Raw genomic sequence first — 21,413 nt, 5'->3', positions numbered from 1 at the left:
CTTCGAACGTTGGGCTTTAAAGGTGGGAAGCGGTGCGGGCAGCGCAGCATCAGCTATCGCAATGGCAATGGCAATGGCAATGGCAACATTCAGACCGGAAAAGGACGAAAACCAGATATTCAGGCGAAAAAAAACCGGCAGAACAGGTTCTGCCGGTCAGGTCTCTTGGGTTATCGCTTACTTAGCCGATGCAAAGCGGGCTGCCGCTTCGTCCCAGTTAACCACGTTCCAGAACGCTTTGATGTAGTCCGGACGCTTGTTCTGATACTTCAGGTAGTAGGCGTGTTCCCACACATCCAAACCAATGATCGGATAGCCAGAAACGCCAGCGACGGCCTCGCCCATCAGTGGATTATCCTGGTTAGCAGTGGAAACCACGGCCAGTTTGTCGCCTTTTTTAACCAGCCAGGCCCAACCTGAACCGAAACGGGTGGTCGCCGCTTTCTCAAACTCTTCCTGGAATTTCTCAACGCTACCAAAATCTTTCTCAATAGCCGCCTTCAGTTCGCCCTGAAGGGCCGTGCCGGTTTTCAGGCCTTTCCAGAACAGACTGTGGTTAGCATGACCACCTGCGTTGTTGCGCAGCGGGCCTTTTTTGTCTGCTGGCAGCTGATCCAGCTTAGTGATCAGTTCATCAACGGGCAGATCAGCAAATTCAGTGCCTTCCAGCGCCGCATTGGCGTTGTTGACATAGGTCTGATGATGTTTGGTGTGATGGATTTCCATCGTCTGCTTGTCAAAGTGCGGTTCCAGTGCGTCGTAGGCGTAAGGCAGGGATGGCAGTGAATAACTCATGTTCTTCCTCTCCATTTAGTGTTTGAGCAGCACGACAATGTCGGCACGTGCCGCGTAAGCAGTCTTATCATTATAGTTAAATTCATGATCGGTAAAAGCGTAATCAATGCCCTATTAAACATAAGGTTTTGAAAAAACATGCAAAGACTGCGCATTTTTCGTTTGATGCTGACCGCAAAACGGGCTTCGCGCAGGCGCAGTCAGCGAGCCCGTGACGGCCTGATAACCGCTTCTGCAGGCACTCATTCGCGCTGCTCAGCATTTACATCAGCCGCTGTGGATGAGTGTAAATGGTCGCCCGGCCCGGCTTACTGAAACCGACAAGGGTAAGGTTGCAGCGTTCTGCAACCTCAACAGCCAGTCGGGTCGCAGCGGAGACGGCAAACAGAATCTCCACGCCGCACATTGCAGATTTCTGCACCATCTCATAGCTGGCGCGACTGGAAACTAACAGGGCGCCCTCGCCCCAGGCGGCCTGACTGCGATAGCCCAACAGCTTATCCAGCGCCACATGACGACCGACGTCCTCGCAGCCGTGAATCAGCACACCATCAGGCTGTATCCAGGCCGCTGCATGGGTACAGCCCGTTTTTTGCCCCACTGGCTGAAACTGGTTAAGTTGCCCCAGTGCGCGATCCAGATGCGCTAACGTAAACCGCTGGGTGAACGGCAACGGCGTAAGCGGCTTACCAATCTGGTCCAGTTGCTCAACCCCGCAAACGCCACAGCCGGTCCGCCCCGCCAGGGCCCGTCGCTGCGCTTTCAGCGCCATAAAACGACGGCTGGATAGCTCAATCTGTACCTCAATGCCATTGCAACCCGCGACCACATCCATACCGAAGATATCTGCCGGCGCATCGATAATGCCTTCAGAGAGAGAAAAACCGATGGCAAAAGCCTCCAGGTCTTTGGGCGTTGTCATCATCACGACGTGGGAAATGCCGTTATAAACCAGCGCCACGGGAACCTCTTCCGCTAGCCAGTCAGCCCGGGAGTGATGTAAATCGTCACGTTGCCACACCAGAGTTTCACGCAGACCGGCATTCCCGATTACATCAGCATCACTTCTCGCCTCGTTTTTATTCACTTTTTTCTGATCCTGGCTGATTCCGCAATGATTGAAAGGTAATAGTATTCCGTTATGCTGAATAGTGCCTATTCTGAACCTGCTGACAGAGAGCAACAAGCGCATGGCACCCTGATAGCATAAAGCGTGAAATGGCGCGCGGCTGGCCCGGCATGCTCGATGTCTATCTGTATGAAATCATCCAGCCTCGGGAAAAATACATTTCATCCACAAGGGCGGGATTTGGACTGCTATGATCAGCCTGTCGGGAACATTGATGAGATCCTGAAATGCTGCAATCTTCTGACTGACGACGAGTCCTGTCATGATGGAGATAACCGCAACAGAAAAAACGTAAAACCGGCGACAAAGCCACCGTCCGAATGGCCTGAGCCACGACTGAAAACCTATTCTTGCTGGTGTCGTGAATCGCGTAATCAGCCAACAAAACAGGAAAATGCCCTCTATGAGCATCCGCATTATCCCGCAAGATCAGTTGGAGAAGAGCGAAAAAAATCCAGCGGAGACAATCCCGCCGTTACTTTTCCCCCAGTTGAAGCGTTTATACAGCCGCCGCGCCGCGCGACTGCGTGATCTGGCCGCTAAAAATCCACTGGGCGATTATTTACGCTTTGCCGCCGTCATAGCCCAGGCGCAGGAAATTGTGCTGTATGACCATCCGCTGCAGATGAATCTTCATGCCCGCCTGGTACAGAGTGCTCAGGAAGGCAAACCGCCGCTGGATATTCATACTTTACCGCGGGATACGCACTGGCACCGCCTGTTGCATTCGCTGATTGCGGAACTTAAACCCGAGATGAGCGGCCAGGCGCTGGCAGTGCTGGAGAACCTGGAAAAAGCCTCTGCCAGCGAGCTGGAAACGATGGCCAGCGCACTCTTTGCGGGCGAGTATGCTCAGGTCAGTAGCGACAAAGCGCCTTTTATCTGGGCGTCACTGTCAATTTACTGGGCGCAAATGGCGGCGTTGATACCGGGTAAAGCACAGGCAGAGATGGGCAATCAACGCCAGTACTGCCCGGTGTGCAACAGCATGCCCGTTGCCAGCATGGTTCATATGGGCACCGACGAAGGCGCACGTTACCTGCATTGCAATCTGTGCGAAAGTGAGTGGTACGTGGTGCGTAGCAAATGCACAAACTGCGAACAATCCCGCGATCTTCACTACTGGTCGCTGGACAGTGAACATGCAGCAGTAAAAGCTGAAAGCTGTGGTGACTGTGGTAGCTATCTGAAAATCTTGTACCAGCAAAAGAATCCGGCAATTGAACCCGTCGCGGACGATCTCGCTTCTTTGGTGCTGGATGCCCGTATGGAGCAGGAAGGCTTTACACGAAGCAGTCTGAATCCCTTTATGTTCCCTGGTGAATAGCTATTGCTAAAAAACCTCGCTAAACGGAGCTACGCAATGAAACTGATTGGCAGCTATACCAGCCCTTTTGTACGCAAGATATCTATCATCATGCTGGAAAAAGGTATGATGTTTGAATTCGTTAATGCTTCGCCTTACAGCGATGACAGCCACGTTCCGCAATATAATCCGTTGGGAAAAGTACCTGCACTGGTCGCGGAGGACGATCAGATCTGGTTCGATTCCAGCATCATCGCTGAGTACCTGGAACAGCGCAGCCCGACGCCTGCTTTATTGCCTGACACTTCCCTCGCATCGTTAAACGTTCGTCAGCTCGAGAAGTTAGCTGACGGTATCAGTGACGCGGCGCTGGTGATTGTGCGTGAGCAGTTACGTCCGGGCGATATGCAGTCAGAAGAGGTTTTACTGCGTAATCGTGAAAAGATTCAGCGTGGCCTGGACAGCCTGGAAGCCTCCGTGAACGAAGGAAAATGGATCAACACTGGCGCACTTAATCTGGCGGATATTGCGACGGGCTGCATGATCGGTTATCTGAATTTCCGTCGCGTCGTGCCGAACTGGTGCGTTGGCCGCCCGGCGTTAGTCAAGCTGGCAGAAAACCTGTTTCAGCGCGAAAGCTTTGCCCGAACCACGCCGCCCGCATCCTGATCACTCGGCGCAGCAAGTTGCCAGTAGCCGGGTTTCTGAAGGGCCAGCGGCGTTATGCGTATTCTGAAACGGTGAGAGGCACGCCGCGAAGGATGCAGAGCAAATCTGCATAAACGTGCAATCAGAAACGGTAACCCACCCCCAGATTAACGCCGTTAACAGCGCGTTGCTCTCCTTCAACCCGGGTGCGGGAACCTTCGTAACCCAGGGTTACAGACAGATAATCAACCGGGTTAATGATAATACCGGCCCCGTAAGCCAACGCATTGGTCGTCTCCGAAAACTGGATGTCCTGAGGCATTCCCTGAGAATCATAGCCGTGATACTGGCGGCTCATCGCGGCATGGGAAAAGCCGGCCAGCGCATAAACACTGACCCGTTGATTCAGACGATATGCCGGCCCCGCCAGTAAAGAATAATATTTTGCGCTTACGTGATCGGACGTATGGCGCTGAAAAAAAGAACTGTTGCTGTCCTCACTGTTCTCCAGAGTGGTGAAAGAGGCCACTACGCTAACCGGCGAGTCCCACTCATAACGATATTGCAGATTCATACCGGGCATATTTTTAAAATCTTCAACTTTACTCTGCGCATAGCCTACAGACAGCGTTTGACTTGCCACTGCGGGCACCGCACCACTCAGCAGCGCACAGAAAATAGCGGAAATAATCACCTTGTTCATACAACAATCCTGATAATAAAAAACAGGTGGCGCATCGCACCCTGTTAATTCTCTGATACAGACAGCCTTATCCTTTCAAGACAGGGCTGTGAGTTCAGTATTATTCAGCCCTGTCTCATCCGAAATGAAACAGCCTGTTTGCACCAGATATTTTCTTTTTAAGCCTTGCCACTCACGGGAAAAACATCATTAGATCGCGGTAAACCTGCGAAATTAACGGTTATCTGGCGGAACGGGACCTTAACAAAAACACCTTATTCCCACAATAAATAAAGGGATAACATTGACGGAATTCAGGACCGATTGACGATTGATTGATGTTACGTCCCAGTAGTCAGAGAAGGTAGCGGTAATCAGGGGATGAACCCGGTAAGAATAAGCATCGCCGCGCCTTGCATTGCTGCAGCGAGTCCGCTATATCTTTCGCTCAGGCCCTGTCCTGAAGCGGCCCGGCGCGCGCGGGCCGTAAGCCAGGGTAAAAGGCAGTTCATTACCACGCTCAGTTTTTTTATTTACGCTCCGGCCTCGTCATGGGCTGTGAGACCTGGCAGCCCACTGCCTCAGACAGACGAAAACCGGACAAATCACTATCATGCGATCACACTTCAGAATGGCCTTGTGCTGCCTCCTGGTCGGTAATATCACACAGGCCTGGGCTGAGGGGCTGACGCTGGGCGCCCAGGGCGAGGCGAACTTTACGCCTTATCGCCAGTATAAAACGCAGTTTTCAGGTCTGCCTTATGTAGGATATGACAACAACCATGTCTATATTGACGGCACCGAAGTCGGCGCCTATTTGATCAAAGATGACACCACACAGCTAAAGGCGCGCTGGTGGTATCTGGATAACGAATTCGATCCCGGCCAGTCATCTGACCCGGCGCTTCGGCAGCTAGACATCCGCCACAGCACCATGATGGGCGGCATCAGCTATCAAAAGATAACCCCCGTCGGTGCTTTCAGAACGGAACTCTCTGCGGATACGCTGAATGAAAGCCGGGGATTACTGGGAACCGTCGCATGGGCGGGCCAGGTGTCGTTCATGCAGTTGGACGTTTATCCGCAGGTTGGGGTGGACTGGCTGAATAAGCAGCAGGCAAGCTATTACTACGGCGTGAACGCTCAGGAATCCGAGCGCAGCGGTTTACCTTCCTGGCGTCATCAGGGCATTACGCCGTGGCTTGCTTTGGCGTTTGACTGGCACCCGGTTACGCCGTTGCATATTTATCTTCAGCCCAAAGTCACCTTCCTGACTGGCGCACTTCGCGACAGTCCGATGACGGATCAACAGTATTACTGGACGCTTTCTTCAGGCGTTACCTGGACATTTTAAAGCGGGCATTCGGGCTGTGCCGCCACGATGCCTGGCGGCTTGAGATAGACTCGCGGATAGCGCCGCCTGTGCCGGTAACCGGCTGCAGCGCCTGAATATAAACATGCTCTACAGATGAGGTTTCACATATCGCCCTGTCGATGGGCAACGTACCTCGATTATTCAGGACGGGACACACAGAATAAAAAAGGGACGATTTCTCGTCCCTTTTCAACATCGTCGAGGCCGGTTACTGTAGTAGCGAAATATCAGCGACCTGCAGGAACAGTCCGCGCAGTTTCGACAGCAGCGTCAGACGGTTAATCCGCACCGCCTCGTCTTCCGCATTAACCATCACTTTATCGAAGAAGTTGTCTACGGCTTCGCGCAGCTGCGCCAGCTCAATTAACGCATCCTGATAGCGACCTTCTGCAAAGTAAGGCTGCAGTTTACTGCTCAGAGCGGTCACGAAGGTGGCCAGCTGAATCTCTTCATTCTCTTTTAACAACGACGCCTGCACGCTGTCATTCAGCGGTTCGGTCGATTTAGCCAGAATGTTAGAGACGCGCTTATTGGCAGCGGCCAGCGCGGCAGCCTCATCCAGCGTGCGGAAATGTGAGACCGCCTTCATGCGGGCATCAAAGTCGGCCGGACGGGTTGGACGACGTGCCAGTACCGCCTGCAGCGTATCAATGCTGTGGCCTTCTTCCTGATACCAGCTGCGGAAGCGACCCAACATAAAGTCGATGACGTCATTAACCGCATTGGCATTGCTCAGCTTGCTGCCATACAGGCGCACGGCTTCTTCGGTCAGCGTTTGCAGATCGAGTGGCAGATTTTTTTCTACGATAATGCGCAGCACGCCCAGCGCGGCACGACGCAGTGCAAAGGGATCTTTATCGCCCTTTGGATGCTGACCAATACCAAAAATCCCGGCCAGCGTGTCCATTTTATCGGCAATCGCCAGCGCACAGGCAACCGGGCTGGACGGCAAATCGTCCCCTGCGAAACGCGGCTGGTACTGCTCGTTCAGCGCCACCGCAACATCTTCGGCTTCGCCGTCATGACGCGCATAGTGCATGCCCATCACGCCTTGCGTGTCGGTGAACTCAAACACCATATTGGTCATCAGGTCGCATTTGGACAGCAGGCCCGCGCGCGTGGCGTGATTCACATCAGCACCAATCTGCGCTGCGACCCAACCGGCAAGGGCCTGAATACGATCGGTTTTGTCACGCAGCGAACCCAGCTCTTTCTGGAACAGCACGGTTTCGAGGCGCGGCAGGTGATCTTCAAGGCGCTTTTTGCGGTCGGTATCAAAAAAGAATTCGGCATCCGCCAGACGCGGGCGTACAACCTTCTCATTACCGGAAATGATCTGCTGCGGATCGCTGGACTCAATGTTGGTCACAAAAATGAAGTTTGGTAGCAGGTTGCCTTCCGCATCATAAACCGGGAAGTACTTCTGATCGCCTTTCATGGTGTAAACCAGCGCTTCAGACGGCACCTTAAGGAATTTTTCCTCAAAGGTGGCGGTCAATACGACCGGCCATTCCACCAGCGACGTCACCTCTTCCAGCAGGCTGTCGCTGAGGTCAGCGACCCCACCTAAACGACGCGCCGCGGCTTCTGCATCGGCTTTAATCATGGCCTTGCGAACCTGATAGTCAGCAATGACCTGACCGCGCTTTTCAAGCACATCCGGATACTGATCGGCGTTCTCCAGCGTGATCTCACTTTCGCCCATGAAGCGGTGACCACGAATAACGCGATCTGACTTAATGCCAAGGATCGTGGCGGGAATCAGTTCATCGCCCAGCAGCAGGGTGACGGTATGCACCGGACGCACAAACTGTACGTCGCTGTCGCCCCAGCGCATCAGTTTAGGTACTGGCAGTTTACTCAGAGCAGTGGCAACCATTCCTGGCAGCAATGCCTGAGCAGCCTCACCTTTAACCTGGGCACGATAAACCAGCCATTCGCCTTTGTCGGTGCTCAGGCGTTCAGCCTGCTCAACCGTAATACCGTTACCGCGTGCCCAGCCTTCCGCTGCTTTAGTGGCATTGCCTTCTGCATCGAAGGCCGCCGCGACCGCAGGCCCACGCTTTTCTAATTCACGATCGGGCTGGGAGGCACTCAGGCTGGCGATTTTCAACGCCAGACGGCGCGGGGCAGCAAACCAGCTTACCTCGCCATGGTTCAGATTAGCCGCATCCAGCTCGGCAGTCACCTGAGCAGCAAAGGCTTCCGCCAGGCTGCGTAATGCTTTCGGTGGCAGCTCTTCGGTGCCGATTTCCACCAGGAACGTTTTGTCAGTCATGGCTGCCTCTTACTTTTTGTTATTGCACATCGGGAAGCCCAGCGCTTCGCGAGAAGCGTAATAGGCTTCAGCCACGGCTTTAGTCAGGGTGCGGATACGCAGAATGTAGCGCTGACGCTCCGTCACCGAGATCGCTTTACGCGCGTCCAGCAGGTTAAAGCTGTGTGCGGCTTTCAGAATGCGCTCGTAAGCAGGCAGCGGAAGAGGTTTTTCCAACGCCAGCAGCAGCTGCGCTTCTTTCTCATACTGCTCAAAACAGGTGAAGAGAAAATCCACGTCGGCGTATTCAAAGTTGTAGGTAGACTGCTCGACTTCGTTCTGGTGGAACACGTCGCCGTAGGTTGTTTTACCTAACGGACCGTCGCTCCAGACCAGATCGTAAACGCTGTCAACGCCCTGGATGTACATCGCGAGGCGCTCAAGACCGTAGGTGATCTCACCGGTAACCGGTTTGCACTCCAGGCCACCTACCTGCTGAAAATAGGTAAACTGCGTCACTTCCATGCCGTTAAGCCACACTTCCCAGCCGAGTCCCCAGGCACCCAGCGTAGGGTTTTCCCAGTTATCTTCGACAAAGCGAATATCGTGCACCGTGGGATCCATACCCAGCTCTTTCAGCGACCCAAGGTACAGCTCCTGAATGTTGTCCGGCGATGGCTTGATGATCACCTGAAACTGGTAATAGTGCTGTAAGCGGTTCGGGTTTTCGCCGTAGCGGCCGTCGGTAGGACGGCGGGACGGCTGCACATAGGCGGCGGCAATCGGCTCCGGGCCAAGTGCGCGCAGGCAGGTCATTGGGTGTGAAGTACCAGCGCCCACTTCCATGTCCAGTGGTTGAACAATGGTGCAGCCCTGGCGCGCCCAGTAATCCTGCAATGTCAGGATCAGGCCCTGAAAGGTCTTGGTATCAAACTTTTGCATGATGAGTTCGCACGCGGTTCGGCTAGATAAAAAAAGAGTGCGACAGTATACCCTTTGACCGCGCGATGTGCAGCCGGAAATCCTGCCGCGCAGCCTGGAGAGTGGATTTTAGGATGACGTTCAGCGCCACAGCGATGCTGAACGGCAAAATTAACCTGTGCCGTTTGGCTTTTTTCATGCGATCTTGCGCACAGAGGGTTCTGAATCCCTGTCGGCGCGCTTGTTGACTGCAACGCGACTGGCTACGCTTTGCACCGGGACGCACTGCGCCAGAGGAAACCATGTCGCAAAAGATTTACTGGGTAGATAATTTGCGGGCAGTTGCCTGCCTGATGGTCATCGTCATCCATACCACCACCTGGTATCTGGCCGGGCCGATGGCGATAAAAGGTCACTGGTGGGACATCGCCAACCTGCTCAACTCAACGTCACGCATCTGTGTGCCGCTGTTTTTTATGATTTCCGGCTACCTGTTCTTTGGCGAACGCAGCGCACAACCCCGTCATCTATGGCGACTCGTCGGATGCCTGCTGTTTTACAGCGCCGTCGCGCTGGTCTATATCAGCCTGCTAACGCCCATCGGTGAAGGCCGTTCAATATTGAAAATGCTACAGAAACCGGTGTTTTATCATCTGTGGTTTTTCTTCGCGCTGATCGGCATTTACCTGCTGTCGCCCTTAATTCAGGTGAAACGCGTGCGCCCCCGCTATGTGGCGGTGCTGGTGCTGGTTGTGGCGGTGCTGGCTAATCCCAATACCATGGATCAGTCATGGGGGCGGTTTCACTGGTTACCGATCAACCTCTATCTGAGCGGAGACAGTATTTATTACCTGCTCTACGCGCTGTTGGGGCGCGCTATCGGCACCATGGAAACAGACAGGCGCGGCGTAACTGCGCTGGCGGTCTTGGCCTTCCTGGCCTGCGTGACCGGTATTATGCTGGGCACCAAACGGGCATTAATCGTCAACGGCGCATTTAACGATACCTGGTATCTCTATTGTGGACCGCTGGTGTTTATTGCGGCCATCAGCGCCCTGCTGGTGTTCAAAAATGCCTTTAATCAACGCACTCTGCCTGGCCTGGCGACGATTTCGCGCTACTCGCTGCCCATCTACGGTTTTCACGCGCTGTTTATCCATTTCATCCGTACAAATCACTATGATGATATGACGCGTCCCTGGTTGGATCTGCCCGCCGTCTTTATGGTCACCCTGGCAGGCAGCCTGCTTCTGGCGATGCTGCTCAGTCGGCTGGACAGGCGCCACTGGGTAACCTGAGGCTAGGTTGTCAGGTTCCAACCCCGCGCACGCCACAGTTCAGGCAGCGCCGCCATATCCGTAAACACCGTGACCAGCGGGTGATCCAGTTCCGGGTTGTGCGCGTCGGCACAGTAGTAGAACACTGGCATGCCAGCGGCGATTCCGGCCCGCGCGCCCGCTTCAGAATCATCCACTAAAATACAACGCTCAACAGGCACTCGCATTTGCTCTGCGGCGTGAAACATCAGCTCAGGCTCGGGTTTCCAGTGACCAATGTCGTAACCGCTGTAAAGGCGCTCGGCAAAGTAGTCCAGCATGCCGGTTAATCCCAGCGAGTGCTGCATCTTCTTGACCGTACCGTTGGATACCACGCACACCGGGACGTTCATCTGCGCCACCAACGCCTTCGCCCCGGCTATCGGCTTCAACTCCAGATCGAAAAGTCGGGCAACTTCACTCCGGTAGGCGGGTTCAAGTTCGTCCAGCGGTAATCTGACCCCATGCGACTCGCTAACGTCACGGATGATGTCATACAGTTTCACCCCTTTGTACTTTTCGAACATCTCCTGTAAGGAGAGCGTAATACCGTAACGGGCAAAGGTGGTGACGTAAGCGCGTGTACAAAGCACTTCGCTGTCTACCAGGGTACCATCACAATCGAAAAAGACGCATTCTGCTGACATCTGACTCCATCCTTTTAGTTGGGTGCCCCTACACTCTACCCTAAGCCTGACGCGTTGTGATAATGGCAATCGGTTGCGAAAAATCATTGTATTGCCCGGGCAAAATCGCCAGGATACGCGCCGGTGAAATTTTCTTCCGGATAAACGGCATGAACAAACAAAGCCTTTTTCAGCGCGTATTTAAATTGCAGGAACACGGTACAACGGTTCGTACCGAGGTCATTGCTGGCGTTACCACGTTTTTGACCATGGTATACATCGTTTTTGTAAACCCACAAATTTTGGGTGTGGCAGGGATGAACGCCCAGGCGGTGTTCGTAACGACCTGTCTTATTGCCGCATTCGGCAGCATCCTGATGGGCCTGTTCGCCAATCTTCCGGTCGCACTGGCACCGGCAATGGGCCTCAATGCCTTTTTTGCCTTCGTCGTCGTGGGTGCTATGGGTTACTCGTGGCAGGTCGGTATGGGCGCCATCTTTTGGGGCGCGCTGGGGTTGCTTATCCTGACGCTGCTGCGTATTCGCTACTGGATGATCGCCAATATTCCACTTAGCCTGCGCGTGGGCATTACCGCCGGCATTGGCCTGTTCATTGCCATGATGGGCCTGAAAAACGCCGGCATCATTGTGGCCAACCCGGATACGCTGGTCACTGTGGGCAACCTCAGCTCGCATAACGTGCTGCTGGGTGCCCTGGGTTTCTTTATTATCGCCATTCTGGCGTCACGCAATATTCACGCCGCCGTGCTGATTTCGATGATCGTCACCACGGCGATTGGCTGGATGCTGGGCGACGTGAAGTTTGTGGGTCTGTTCTCTGCGCCTCCGTCCATCACCTCTGTGGTCGGTCAGGTCGATATCAAGGGCGCGTTCAATATTGGCATGGCCGGCATCATCTTCTCTTTTATGCTGGTCAATCTGTTTGACTCATCAGGTACGCTGATTGGCGTCACCGATAAAGCCGGCCTGGTCGATGAAAAAGGGACTTTCCCACGGATGAAACAGGCGCTCTATGTCGACAGCATCAGTTCCGTTACTGGCGCGCTGGCAGGGACCTCTTCCGTTACGGCCTATATTGAAAGTACGTCTGGCGTCGCCGTAGGTGGTCGTACCGGACTGATGGCGGTCGTCACCGGCCTTCTGTTCCTGCTGGTCACATTTTTATCACCGCTGGCAGCCATGGTTCCGGCCTATGCCGCAGCGGGCGCGCTGATCTACGTTGGCGTGCTGATGACCGCCAGCCTGTCGCGGGTTAAATGGGACGATCTGACGGAGGCCGTTCCCGCTTTTGTTACGGCCGCTATGATGCCGTTTAGCTTCTCCATTACGGAAGGCATCGCGCTGGGCTTTATTGCTTACTGTGTCATGAAACTTGGCACCGGGCGCTGGCGTGAAATCAGCCCCTGCGTGGTGGTTGTCGCGTTACTGTTTGTGCTTAAAATCGCGTTTATCGACGCACACTGAGCGCCCTGGGAAGTCGTGCGCTGGCGGCCTGTTACTGGGTCAGTATGAGGCCAGCGCGCGTCCATGCAGCGTCGTCAGACGCATCATTTTTGTCCCGTCATCCGGCTTATCTAACGCGATATCACGCAGTGCAGACCACTGGCCGCCGCCGGTGATTTCCCATAAGTACAGGCGCCGCACATGGGGTGATAAAGCACAGGACCACACCAGCGTGGGCTCCGCATCGCACAGAATCTGCAGGTCGGTGGGCAGCGTTGTACGCAGGCGCCCGGCGCCGGGCAATAGCTGTAGCGAACGCAGCCCTTCTTCACCTGCGCCCTGCAGTTTCATTACGCTGTGGCGCAGCGTCCAGATCTGCGTCACGGCCTCAGGCACATCTTGTTGAGCATTGATCCAGGCGATTTCTCCTGAACTTAACCCCTGTACCATCAGCGCCTGCGTCTGACGACTGTGTGCCCGCACGATATCCATATCCAGGCCGACCTGACTGCGCTCTTCAGCCAGCAGGACGCCCACGGTATTCCCCGCGTAGGCAATATTGAAATCAGGAAGATCGCGATCCGCAAAGGCCGGGCGGCCGTTATGACGCTTAACGATAGGCGGAAGACGATGAAGGCCGTAAATACGCTGCATGAGCTGTGCCAGCAGGATACGGGCCGCCAGAAATCGCCCTCGACGTTTATCCGCAAGATGCTGCGCGCTGTCGATGATGTCCTGCGGGATGGCGCTATCAGCCACCAACTGCCCGGGATTGCCTGTCCAACGAACAAAATGACCCGCCATCTGTCTCTCCATGAAAATGGTCAAATAATCATCAATCCCATTATAAGCGCTTTCCCAGGCTACCGCATACAGCTTGCCCTTTTTTCAGAAAAGCAGCAGGCTGGAGCCCTCACTACAGGCAGAAGTCACCAGCAGAAACGGGCGTTACGAAAAAGTCGTAACGCGCTGGGATATCAGACGAACTGGCAGGCTTGCTCAAGACTCAAGCGGGGCAGACGGGGAGGAAGTTTATCCGGGATGCCATAGCCCAGATTAATTAACAGATTCGCCTGCCAGGTGGTATCGGCAAAAAAGGCATCGTTAACTTTTAGCGGATCGAAGCCCGACATGGGTCCCGCATCCAGCCCCAGCGCTCGGGCTGCAAGAATTAGATAGCCTGCCTGTAAGCTACTGTTGCGAAACGCCGTCTCTTTGACTAAATCTGGCGTGTTAGTAAACCAGTTACGCGCATCGGCATGTTGAAACAGCATCGTCAGATGCTGATAGAACTCGCTGTCCCAGGCAATAATAACGGTGACCGGTGCGCTCAGGGTTTTCTCAAGATTGCCGGACGCCAGCGCCGGTTTCAGCTTTTCTTTCCCCTCGGCTGAGGTGACAAAAACGAAGCGTCCCGGGGAGCAATTTGCTGAAGTTGGGGCCAGGGCAACGAGCTGGTAGAGCTGTTCCAGCAGGGCCTGTTCGACGGGTTTTTGCTGCCAGTGATTATGGGTGCGAGCGTGGTAAAAAAGGGTGTCTAGCGCGGCATTATCAAGCGATGTAGTCATATAACTCTCCAGGGAAAACATCCAGTATTCAACCTATACGGTGAGTTCACGTTTTTGGATGCGTTTCAGCCCGTCTCATTGCGTGATGTGCTTGTCGACGTCCAGCTGAAAACACGGCGTCATAACATCCAACTCTACAATAATCTACGCCACAACAACCAATAAGCAACACATGACGCGTTGGCCCGTAAACGGCGGCGGCTTCGTTTTACCGGGCCGCTTACGGGCCATGTGCTGTGTTATTTGCCGATACAGAAACTGGAGAAAATTCGCCCCAGCAAATCGTCTGACGTAAATTCACCAGTGATTTCGCTAAGCGCCTGCTGCGCAAGACGCAGTTCTTCTGCCAGCAACTCGCCAGCCCAGGCACCCAACAGTTGGGATTTGCCCTGTTCAAGATGCGTAGCGGCAAGCTCCAGTGCCTGCAAATGGCGGCGACGAGCCAGGAAACCGCCTTCCATATTATCGGCAAAGCCCATGGTCTGTTTCAGATGGTCACGCAGTGTATCCAGGCCTTCGCTGGTTCGGGCTGACAGCCTGATGAGCGCGTGGCCATTCGCGTTGGTCAGTCCCCGTGTTTCACCGGTGATGTCCGCCTTATTGCGTACGACGGTAATCGGCAACTGAGGCGGGAGACGCGCGACAAAATCCGGCCAGATCTCCGCGGGCTCGGTTGCGTCCGTCGTTGTGCCGTCCACCATAAAAAGCACCCTGTCGGCCTGTTCGATTTCATGCCAGGCGCGTTCAATACCAATACGTTCCACTTCATCGCTGGCCTCACGCAACCCTGCGGTATCAATGATATGCAACGGCATACCGTCAATATGAATATGCTCACGCAGCACGTCGCGCGTTGTGCCGGCAATATCCGTCACGATGGCCGCCTCACGACCGGCAAGCGCATTCAGCAGGCTGGATTTTCCTGCATTGGGGCGGCCGGCAATCACCACCTTCATGCCTTCGCGCAACAGGCTGCCCTGTTTGGCTTCGGCACGCACGGCATCAAGATCGCTGATGACCGTATTCAACTGCCCTTCGATTTTGCCGTCAGACAGAAAATCGATCTCCTCATCGGGGAAATCAATGGCCGCCTCAACATAGATACGCAGGTGCGTCAGGGCTTCCACAAGATGATTAATGCGAACAGAGAAGGCTCCCTGCAGCGAGTTGACCGCCGAGCGTGCCGCCTGTTCTGAGCTGGCATCAATCAGGTCGGCGATCGCTTCTGCCTGGGCTAAATCGAGTTTATCGTTAAGGAAAGCCCGCTCAGAGAATTCGCCCGGTTGGGCAATGCGCAGGCCAGGCAGCGCCACAATACGTTTCAGCAGCAGATCCAGAATCACCGGGCCGCCGTGGCCCTGTAACTCCAGCACGTCTTCACCGGTAAAAGAGTGAGGGCCGGGAAACCATAGCGCGATTCCCTGATCCAGCACGCTACCGTCACTATCGTTAAACGATAAATAGTCGGCGTAACGCGGTTTGGGCAGTTTACCCAGTATCTGCTGGGCAACCTCTGCGGCTCGCGGACCGGAAATGCGCAAAATGCCAACGCCGCCCCGTCCGGGCGGGGTTGCCTGAGCAACAATGGTATCGCTATGGCTCATAAATTCTCTCTCACTACAAAAAACAAAGGCGGTCGCTTTGACCGCCTGAGCATAACCGTATTTATCGCGGGAAACCTCCCGCGACGGTCTTACGCTTTCTTCTTGTCGCGACTGTGTAAGCCACGTTTTTCCAGGCCGCGATAAATCAGCTGCTGCTGGAGAATGGTTACCAGGTTACTGACGATGTAGTACAGCACCAGACCTGACGGGAACCACAGGAAGAACACGGTGAAAATCACAGGCATGTACGTCATGATCTTCTGCTGCATCGGATCGGTCACGGTGGTCGGTGACATCTTCTGAATGAAGAACATGGTGATACCCATCAGAATCGGCAGGATATAGTACGGATCCTGTGCTGACAGATCGTGGATCCACAATATAAACGGCGCATGACGCAGTTCTACCGAGCCAGACAGCATGTAGTACAGGGCAAGGAAGATAGGCATCTGAATGACCAGCGGCAAGCAGCCACCCAGCGGATTCACTTTTTCTGCCTTATACAGCGCCATCATCTCCTGGCTCTGCTTCTGCTTATCGTCACCTAAACGCTCACGCATCGCCTGAATCTTCGGCTGTAGCATGCGCATTTTCGCCATCGAGGTGTACTGCGCTTTTGTCAGCGGGTACATGATGCCACGCACGATGAACGTGATAATGATGATGGAGAAGCCCCAGTTACCGATAAAGCTGTGAATGAACTTCAACAGTTTAAACAGTGGCTGAGAGATGAACCATAACCAACCGTAGTCAACCGTCAGGTCAAGGTGAGGCGCAATCGCGGCCATCTTGTCCTGGATTTCCGGCCCTACCCACAGCGTGGCATCCAGCGTCTGTTGCGCACCTGGTGCGACGGTTACCGGCGCAGATTTATAGCCGATTGCAGCAACGCCATTACCCAGATTGCTGGTATAAAGCGTGTTTGTCCCCTGTGTGCGCGGTACCCATGCGGTCGCGAAATACTGCTGCAACATTGCCACCCAGCCATTGCTGGTGGTGGTATTGAGGTTTTCGTTATCGGCGATGGTATCGAACTTAATCTTTTCGTATTTCGATTCGCTGGTGGAGTAAGCCGTTCCGCGGAAGGTGTGCAACGCAAAGTTGTTGCTGCCGGTATCACGGTGCTTAGGCAAATCGATCGTCTGTTTTAACTGACCAAACATCGACAATTCCAGCGGCTGCTGGCTGGTATTGTTAATGTTGTAGTCAACGTTAACCGCATAGTCGCCACGCTTGAACACGAATGTCTTGGTGTAAACAACGCCGTTTTCAGCGGTGAACGTCATCGGAACACGCAGTTCGCTCTGACCCTCAGCCAGTTCGAAGTGATCCTGAGCCGTGTTATACAGCGGACGCGCACCATTATTCGGGTTGTCCGGACCATTACGCCCGGTTAAACCACTTTGCGCCTGGTAAACAAACGACGGTGTGGTTTCCAGCAGCTCAAACGGCTTGTCAGAACCCAACTTATCCGGGTAAGTCAGCAGTTGAGCCTGGTCAACATCGCCACCGCGGGTGTTGATCGTTAATGACAGGACATCAGTCTTAACGGTGATCGTTTTACCCTGGCCGCTGGCCGGTACACCCTGGCCTGCAGCATCACCGGCTGCACTGTTTGTGTTCTGCGTGGTCTGGGTCTGCAAAGGCTTCGGAGCATGGTCCGTCTGCCAGGCTTGCCAGATCATGAAAGACACGAACAGAAAAGCGATGAGAAAGAGATTGCGTTGCGAATCCATCGTTAATGTTCTCTGGTATCAAAGGTTTTTGGCGGCACAGGATCGTCACCACCCGGGTTCAAAGGGTGGCATTTTAATACGCGTTTTAAAGTCAACCAACTGCCTTTTATCAACCCAAACCTGCGCAAGGCCTCAATTCCGTATTGAGAGCAGGTCGGATGAAACCGACAGTGTGGCCCCAGTAATGGACTGATGCCGCGTTGATAGACGCGTATCAGGACGATCAGGAACCGCGCGCCAGGCGACAGTGACGACGCCATAATTTCTCCAACGCTTCCGCCAACATACGGTTATCGAGATCGGCAACACCCTTCTTCGCAACCACCACAAAGTCCATCGACGGCAATTCATGTTGACGCAGGCGAAAGCTTTCGCGGGTCAATCGCTTGATCCGGTTGCGTTCGTGAGCGCGTTTCACATGTTTTTTCGCGACGGTCAGACCGATGCGGGGATACCCCAGCGCGTTAAGGCGGCCGAGAATAGTAATTTGCGGCGTGCCAGCCCGTTGTGGCTGCTGAAAGACGAAAGTGAAATGAGTGGGAGTTAACAAACGTAACTCCCTGGGAAATGCGAGCTTACCCATCAGGGTTAGCTTTATTACTTAGAAACGGTCAGACGAGCGCGGCCTTTAGCACGACGACGTGCCAGAACCTGACGACCATTTTTAGTAGCCATACGAGCACGGAAGCCGTGTGAACGGTTGCGCTTCAGTACGGACGGTTGAAAAGTGCGTTTCATGGCGATTTCTACCTAAACTTGAAAATTTTCACTGGGTGACGCGTTTCCGGACCAAAAAACAGACCGACGCCTCAATGTGTCTTTAATAAAGAGGCGGGATTGTAATAATTGTACAGTCCCGAGTCAATTTACTTCGCTTGTCGCGGTACCAGATAACCCGGATACAGCCCGCTGAGTCCGGGCATTGAGCTTTACGCGACAACGCCGGGGGAAGAATTATACGGGGTCTGCGTTAAAGCGCAAGGATCGCGCAGGATCTTATTGCGATCGACCTGCCGCAGGCGCAGACAAAAACGAGAGATCGTCCGAAAAATTGAATCATTCAGCGCGATCCCAGGTGGTTTTTTCTGCCACAGGCGTAGACTTTCCTTCGCGTTCATGTCCTGTGGATAAAAAGGATAAAAACTGTGTAGAAAGGGAAGATCTCTGTCGCGCTTTGCGCTATGATCCGCCCTTCCTCTGACGATCCTCTAATGATTGCAGGATGGAAAACCGCTGATAGCGGTCGCAGGCGCTTTCTTTCGTCTGTGTCAAAATGAACGTTTCTTAGATTAGCACCTACTTTTCTTATCGAATTTGTACGAGTGGAGTCCGCCGTGTCACTTACGCTTTGGCAACAGTGTCTTGCCCGTTTGCAGGATGAGCTTCCTGCCACCGAATTCAGCATGTGGATCCGTCCACTTCAGGCTGAATTAAACGACAATACGCTTGCCTTATATGCTCCTAACCGCTTCGTACTCGACTGGGTTCGGGATAAATACCTCAACAGCATCAATGCACTACTGAATGAGTTCTGCGGTGCGAATGTACCTCTGTTGCGTTTTGAGGTGGGCACGCGCCCGGTTCAACAAGCCGCAGCGGTCAGTCAGCCAGCGATGGCCAGCGTCAGCGCGCCGGCTGCACCGGTTCAAAACCGTCCGGCACCGGCACAAATTGTCCGCCCAAGCTGGGACAACGTCCCTGCGCCTGCGGATGTCACTTATCGCTCTAACGTTAATAATCGTCATAACTTCGATAACTTTGTTGAAGGTAAATCGAACCAGCTGGCACGCGCGGCGGCACGTCAGGTGGCTGATAACCCTGGCGGCGCCTACAACCCACTGTTTCTTTACGGCGGTACGGGCCTGGGGAAAACTCACCTGTTGCATGCAGTCGGCAACGGCATTATTGCGCGTAAACCCAATGCCAAAGTGGTTTATATGCACTCTGAGCGCTTTGTGCAGGACATGGTTAAAGCGCTGCAAAATAATGCTATCGAAGAGTTTAAGCGCTATTACCGTTCGGTTGACGCTCTGCTGATCGATGACATTCAGTTCTTTGCCAACAAAGAGCGTTCTCAGGAAGAGTTTTTCCACACCTTTAATGCGCTGTTAGAAGGCAATCAGCAGATCATCCTGACCTCGGATCGTTATCCAAAAGAGATCAACGGTGTTGAAGATCGTCTGAAGTCGCGATTTGGCTGGGGCTTAACGGTGGCGATCGAGCCGCCGGAACTGGAAACACGCGTTGCGATCCTGATGAAAAAGGCGGATGAAAACGATATCCGCCTGCCGGGCGAAGTGGCTTTCTTTATTGCCAAGCGTTTACGCTCTAACGTCCGTGAGCTGGAAGGGGCACTGAACAGGGTTATCGCCAACGCCAACTTTACCGGCCGGGCGATTACCATCGACTTCGTTCGTGAAGCACTGCGGGATCTGCTTGCCCTGCAGGAGAAGCTGGTCACTATTGATAATATTCAGAAGACCGTTGCTGAGTACTACAAAATTAAAGTCGCTGACCTGCTTTCTAAGCGCCGCTCGCGCTCGGTAGCGCGTCCGCGTCAAATGGCGATGGCGATGGCTAAAGAGCTGACTAACCACAGTTTGCCGGAGATCGGCGACGCTTTTGGTGGTCGCGACCATACCACGGTACTTCACGCTTGCCGTAAGATTGAGCAACTGCGTGAAGAAAGCCACGACATCAAAGAAGATTTCTCAAATCTCATCAGAACATTATCTTCGTGACGCTATGAAATTTATTGTTGAACGTGAACAGTTGCTAAAGCCGCTGCAGCAAGTCAGCGGTCCGCTAGGCGGTCGCCCGACGTTGCCTATCCTCGGCAATCTGCTGATGCAGGTTAATGAAGGATCGTTGTTACTGACCGGCACCGATTTGGAAATGGAAATGGTTGCACGGGTTGCCTTAACCCAGCCGCACGAGACGGGTGCGACGACCGTTCCGGCACGCAAATTCCTGGATATTTGCCGTGGCCTGCCGGAAGGGGCGGAGATAAACGTGACGCTGGAAGGCGAGCGCATGTTAGTGCGTTCCGGCCGTAGCCGTTTTTCGCTCTCTACCCTGCCCGCCAGCGACTTCCCAAATCTGGATGACTGGCAGAACGAGGTGGAATTCACCCTGCCTCAGGCCACGCTAAAACGCCTGATCGAAGCCACGCAGTTCTCTATGGCCCATCAGGACGTACGTTACTACCTGAACGGCATGATGTTTGAGACGGAAGACGAAGAGCTGCGTACGGTCGCCACCGACGGTCACCGTCTGGCGGTCTGCTCCATGCCCATTGGCCAGGCGCTTCCCAGCCATTCAGTCATTGTGCCGCGTAAAGGGGTTATCGAGCTGTTACGCCTGCTGGACGGCGGTGATACACCGCTTCAGGTGCAGATTGGCAGCAGCAACATCCGCGCGCACGTTGGCGACTATATTTTTACCTCTAAGCTGGTGGATGGTCGCTTCCCGGATTATCGTCGGGTGCTGCCAAAAAATCCGGATAAAGCGCTGGAAGCAGGCTGCGATCTGCTCAAGCAGGCTTTTGCCCGTGCGGCGATCCTCTCTAATGAGAAATTCCGCGGCGTTCGTCTCCATATCACCGAAAATCAGCTAAAAATTACCGCTAATAATCCTGAGCAGGAAGAAGCGGAAGAGATGCTGGATGTCAGCTATACCGGCAGCGAGCTGGAAATCGGCTTCAACGTCAGTTACGTACTGGATGTGCTGAATGCACTTAAGTGCGAGAATGTCCGCCTGCTGCTGACGGATTCCGTTTCGAGCGTGCAGATTGAAGATGTGGTGAGTCCGGCAGCGGCCTATGTCGTCATGCCGATGCGTCTGTAGCACACGGGCTTTATTCGGGCAGTGCACCTGGCACGTACGCTGTATGCGTCAGGCGCACTGCCCGTGCGAAAAGGTGCGGTGCCGTTGACGTCCTTACTCACTGAGATTCGATAAACCTCATTTGCCCTTCACGCTGGATTG

At 54.0% G+C, this 21,413-nt stretch carries 20 protein-coding genes; 7 read left to right on the top strand and 13 right to left on the bottom strand.

Going from position 1 to position 21,413, the window contains the following annotated elements; genetic code table 11:
- Positions 1 to 177 precede the first annotated feature (177 nt).
- Both sodA and fdhD read right to left on the bottom strand, forming a co-directional pair.
- A complete protein-coding gene (sodA, locus tag EL29_RS18510) occupies positions 178 to 795 on the bottom strand; it encodes a superoxide dismutase [Mn] (RefSeq protein ID WP_019104682.1) in 618 nt (205 codons plus the stop codon).
- Positions 796 to 1,057: 262 nt separating this feature from the next.
- Positions 1,058 to 1,831 carry a formate dehydrogenase accessory sulfurtransferase FdhD gene (gene fdhD, locus EL29_RS18505; protein WP_246870856.1) on the bottom strand — a complete coding sequence of 258 codons (774 nt, stop codon included), beginning with the start codon at positions 1,829 to 1,831 and terminating at the stop codon, positions 1,058 to 1,060.
- A gap of 496 nt (positions 1,832 to 2,327) precedes the next feature.
- Here fdhD and fdhE point away from each other — a divergent pair, with 496 nt between their 5' ends.
- Together fdhE and EL29_RS18495 are read left to right on the top strand one after the other, a co-directional pair.
- Positions 2,328 to 3,251, top strand: coding sequence for a formate dehydrogenase accessory protein FdhE (fdhE, locus tag EL29_RS18500; RefSeq protein ID WP_014607025.1), 924 nt, complete (start codon positions 2,328 to 2,330; stop codon positions 3,249 to 3,251).
- A gap of 36 nt (positions 3,252 to 3,287) precedes the next feature.
- A complete protein-coding gene (locus tag EL29_RS18495) occupies positions 3,288 to 3,899 on the top strand; it encodes a glutathione S-transferase (protein ID WP_014607026.1) in 612 nt (203 codons plus the stop codon).
- A gap of 121 nt (positions 3,900 to 4,020) precedes the next feature.
- Here EL29_RS18495 and EL29_RS18490 read toward each other — a convergent pair whose 3' ends face one another.
- A complete protein-coding gene (locus EL29_RS18490; protein WP_024472027.1) occupies positions 4,021 to 4,581 on the bottom strand; it encodes an Ail/Lom family outer membrane beta-barrel protein in 561 nt (186 codons plus the stop codon).
- A 592-nt stretch (positions 4,582 to 5,173) separates the two neighbouring features.
- On the opposite strand from EL29_RS18490, the gene EL29_RS18485 reads away from it, so the two are divergent.
- Positions 5,174 to 5,914, top strand: a complete 741-nt coding sequence (locus EL29_RS18485; protein WP_015701319.1) for a MipA/OmpV family protein — start codon at positions 5,174 to 5,176, stop codon at positions 5,912 to 5,914.
- 229 nt (positions 5,915 to 6,143) lie between these two features.
- On the opposite strand, the gene glyS is transcribed toward EL29_RS18485, so the two are convergent.
- Together glyS and glyQ are read right to left on the bottom strand one after the other, a co-directional pair.
- The gene (gene glyS / locus EL29_RS18480; RefSeq protein WP_028716121.1) at positions 6,144 to 8,213 is read right to left on the bottom strand and encodes a glycine--tRNA ligase subunit beta; all 2,070 of its coding nucleotides are present in this window, start codon (positions 8,211 to 8,213) and stop codon (positions 6,144 to 6,146) included.
- Between the two features lie 9 nt (positions 8,214 to 8,222).
- The gene (glyQ, locus tag EL29_RS18475; RefSeq protein WP_028716120.1) at positions 8,223 to 9,134 is read right to left on the bottom strand and encodes a glycine--tRNA ligase subunit alpha; all 912 of its coding nucleotides are present in this window, start codon (positions 9,132 to 9,134) and stop codon (positions 8,223 to 8,225) included.
- A 281-nt stretch (positions 9,135 to 9,415) separates the two neighbouring features.
- Here glyQ and EL29_RS18470 point away from each other — a divergent pair, with 281 nt between their 5' ends.
- Complete coding sequence (locus EL29_RS18470) at positions 9,416 to 10,411, top strand: acyltransferase (protein WP_028716119.1); 996 nt, start codon at positions 9,416 to 9,418, stop codon at positions 10,409 to 10,411.
- A 2-nt stretch (positions 10,412 to 10,413) separates the two neighbouring features.
- On the opposite strand, the gene yieH is transcribed toward EL29_RS18470, so the two are convergent.
- Positions 10,414 to 11,076 (bottom strand): 6-phosphogluconate phosphatase, encoded by a 663-nt coding sequence (gene yieH, locus EL29_RS18465; protein ID WP_014607031.1) that lies wholly within the window; start codon positions 11,074 to 11,076, stop codon positions 10,414 to 10,416.
- Positions 11,077 to 11,225: 149 nt separating this feature from the next.
- On the opposite strand from yieH, the gene EL29_RS18460 reads away from it, so the two are divergent.
- On the top strand, positions 11,226 to 12,539 hold the full coding sequence (locus EL29_RS18460) for an NCS2 family permease (protein WP_028716118.1): 1,314 nt from the start codon (positions 11,226 to 11,228) through the stop codon (positions 12,537 to 12,539).
- 39 nt (positions 12,540 to 12,578) lie between these two features.
- Here the strand turns inward: EL29_RS18460 and EL29_RS18455 are convergent, their stop codons facing one another.
- The 7 genes from EL29_RS18455 to rpmH form a co-directional block, all read right to left on the bottom strand.
- Positions 12,579 to 13,322 (bottom strand): 4'-phosphopantetheinyl transferase family protein, encoded by a 744-nt coding sequence (locus EL29_RS18455; protein ID WP_015701322.1) that lies wholly within the window; start codon positions 13,320 to 13,322, stop codon positions 12,579 to 12,581.
- Positions 13,323 to 13,495: 173 nt separating this feature from the next.
- Positions 13,496 to 14,086, bottom strand: coding sequence for a malonic semialdehyde reductase (locus tag EL29_RS18450; RefSeq protein ID WP_022623752.1), 591 nt, complete (start codon positions 14,084 to 14,086; stop codon positions 13,496 to 13,498).
- A gap of 239 nt (positions 14,087 to 14,325) precedes the next feature.
- Positions 14,326 to 15,690, bottom strand: coding sequence for a tRNA uridine-5-carboxymethylaminomethyl(34) synthesis GTPase MnmE (mnmE, locus tag EL29_RS18445; protein ID WP_028716117.1), 1,365 nt, complete (start codon positions 15,688 to 15,690; stop codon positions 14,326 to 14,328).
- An 89-nt stretch (positions 15,691 to 15,779) separates the two neighbouring features.
- Complete coding sequence (yidC, locus tag EL29_RS18440; RefSeq protein ID WP_013024000.1) at positions 15,780 to 17,426, bottom strand: membrane protein insertase YidC; 1,647 nt, start codon at positions 17,424 to 17,426, stop codon at positions 15,780 to 15,782.
- A 2-nt stretch (positions 17,427 to 17,428) separates the two neighbouring features.
- Complete coding sequence (gene yidD, locus EL29_RS18435; protein WP_014607035.1) at positions 17,429 to 17,686, bottom strand: membrane protein insertion efficiency factor YidD; 258 nt, start codon at positions 17,684 to 17,686, stop codon at positions 17,429 to 17,431.
- Positions 17,650 to 18,009 carry a ribonuclease P protein component gene (gene rnpA / locus EL29_RS18430; RefSeq protein WP_013023999.1) on the bottom strand — a complete coding sequence of 120 codons (360 nt, stop codon included), beginning with the start codon at positions 18,007 to 18,009 and terminating at the stop codon, positions 17,650 to 17,652. Before rnpA ends, yidD begins: the two co-directional genes overlap by 37 nt.
- Before the next feature lie 14 nt (positions 18,010 to 18,023).
- Positions 18,024 to 18,164: a 50S ribosomal protein L34 gene (gene rpmH / locus EL29_RS18425; RefSeq protein WP_000831330.1), complete on the bottom strand. Its 141-nt coding sequence runs from the start codon at positions 18,162 to 18,164 to the stop codon at positions 18,024 to 18,026.
- A gap of 596 nt (positions 18,165 to 18,760) precedes the next feature.
- Between rpmH and dnaA the strand changes: the two genes are divergently transcribed.
- A complete protein-coding gene (gene dnaA, locus EL29_RS18420; protein WP_014332919.1) occupies positions 18,761 to 20,167 on the top strand; it encodes a chromosomal replication initiator protein DnaA in 1,407 nt (468 codons plus the stop codon).
- Positions 20,168 to 20,171: 4 nt separating this feature from the next.
- Positions 20,172 to 21,272 (top strand): DNA polymerase III subunit beta, encoded by a 1,101-nt coding sequence (gene dnaN / locus EL29_RS18415; protein WP_028716116.1) that lies wholly within the window; start codon positions 20,172 to 20,174, stop codon positions 21,270 to 21,272.
- Positions 21,273 to 21,413: the final 141 nt, after the last annotated feature.

The sequence above is a fragment of the Pantoea ananatis LMG 2665 genome, from assembly GCF_000710035.2.
Classification (GTDB): Bacteria; Pseudomonadota; Gammaproteobacteria; order Enterobacterales; family Enterobacteriaceae; genus Pantoea; species Pantoea ananatis.
This window is presented reverse-complemented; position numbering and strand designations above follow the sequence as displayed.

What these genes read in the sequence shown, in the direction of transcription:
- yidC (WP_013024000.1), bottom strand. Translation starts at nt 17,426, where the DNA reads ATGGATTCGCAACGCAATCTCTTTCTCATCGCTTTTCTGTTCGTGTCT.
- rnpA (WP_013023999.1), bottom strand. Translation starts at nt 18,009, where the DNA reads ATGGGTAAGCTCGCATTTCCCAGGGAGTTACGTTTGTTAACTCCCACT.
- EL29_RS18495 (WP_014607026.1), top strand. Translation starts at nt 3,288, where the DNA reads ATGAAACTGATTGGCAGCTATACCAGCCCTTTTGTACGCAAGATATCT.
- glyS (WP_028716121.1), bottom strand. Translation starts at nt 8,213, where the DNA reads ATGACTGACAAAACGTTCCTGGTGGAAATCGGCACCGAAGAGCTGCCA.
- fdhE (WP_014607025.1), top strand. Translation starts at nt 2,328, where the DNA reads ATGAGCATCCGCATTATCCCGCAAGATCAGTTGGAGAAGAGCGAAAAA.
- EL29_RS18490 (WP_024472027.1), bottom strand. Translation starts at nt 4,581, where the DNA reads ATGAACAAGGTGATTATTTCCGCTATTTTCTGTGCGCTGCTGAGTGGT.
- yieH (WP_014607031.1), bottom strand. Translation starts at nt 11,076, where the DNA reads ATGTCAGCAGAATGCGTCTTTTTCGATTGTGATGGTACCCTGGTAGAC.
- EL29_RS18455 (WP_015701322.1), bottom strand. Translation starts at nt 13,322, where the DNA reads ATGGCGGGTCATTTTGTTCGTTGGACAGGCAATCCCGGGCAGTTGGTG.
- dnaN (WP_028716116.1), top strand. Translation starts at nt 20,172, where the DNA reads ATGAAATTTATTGTTGAACGTGAACAGTTGCTAAAGCCGCTGCAGCAA.
- EL29_RS18450 (WP_022623752.1), bottom strand. Translation starts at nt 14,086, where the DNA reads ATGACTACATCGCTTGATAATGCCGCGCTAGACACCCTTTTTTACCAC.
- mnmE (WP_028716117.1), bottom strand. Translation starts at nt 15,690, where the DNA reads ATGAGCCATAGCGATACCATTGTTGCTCAGGCAACCCCGCCCGGACGG.
- EL29_RS18485 (WP_015701319.1), top strand. Translation starts at nt 5,174, where the DNA reads ATGCGATCACACTTCAGAATGGCCTTGTGCTGCCTCCTGGTCGGTAAT.
- rpmH (WP_000831330.1), bottom strand. Translation starts at nt 18,164, where the DNA reads ATGAAACGCACTTTTCAACCGTCCGTACTGAAGCGCAACCGTTCACAC.
- EL29_RS18470 (WP_028716119.1), top strand. Translation starts at nt 9,416, where the DNA reads ATGTCGCAAAAGATTTACTGGGTAGATAATTTGCGGGCAGTTGCCTGC.
- yidD (WP_014607035.1), bottom strand. Translation starts at nt 17,686, where the DNA reads ATGGCGTCGTCACTGTCGCCTGGCGCGCGGTTCCTGATCGTCCTGATA.
- EL29_RS18460 (WP_028716118.1), top strand. Translation starts at nt 11,226, where the DNA reads ATGAACAAACAAAGCCTTTTTCAGCGCGTATTTAAATTGCAGGAACAC.
- glyQ (WP_028716120.1), bottom strand. Translation starts at nt 9,134, where the DNA reads ATGCAAAAGTTTGATACCAAGACCTTTCAGGGCCTGATCCTGACATTG.
- sodA (WP_019104682.1), bottom strand. Translation starts at nt 795, where the DNA reads ATGAGTTATTCACTGCCATCCCTGCCTTACGCCTACGACGCACTGGAA.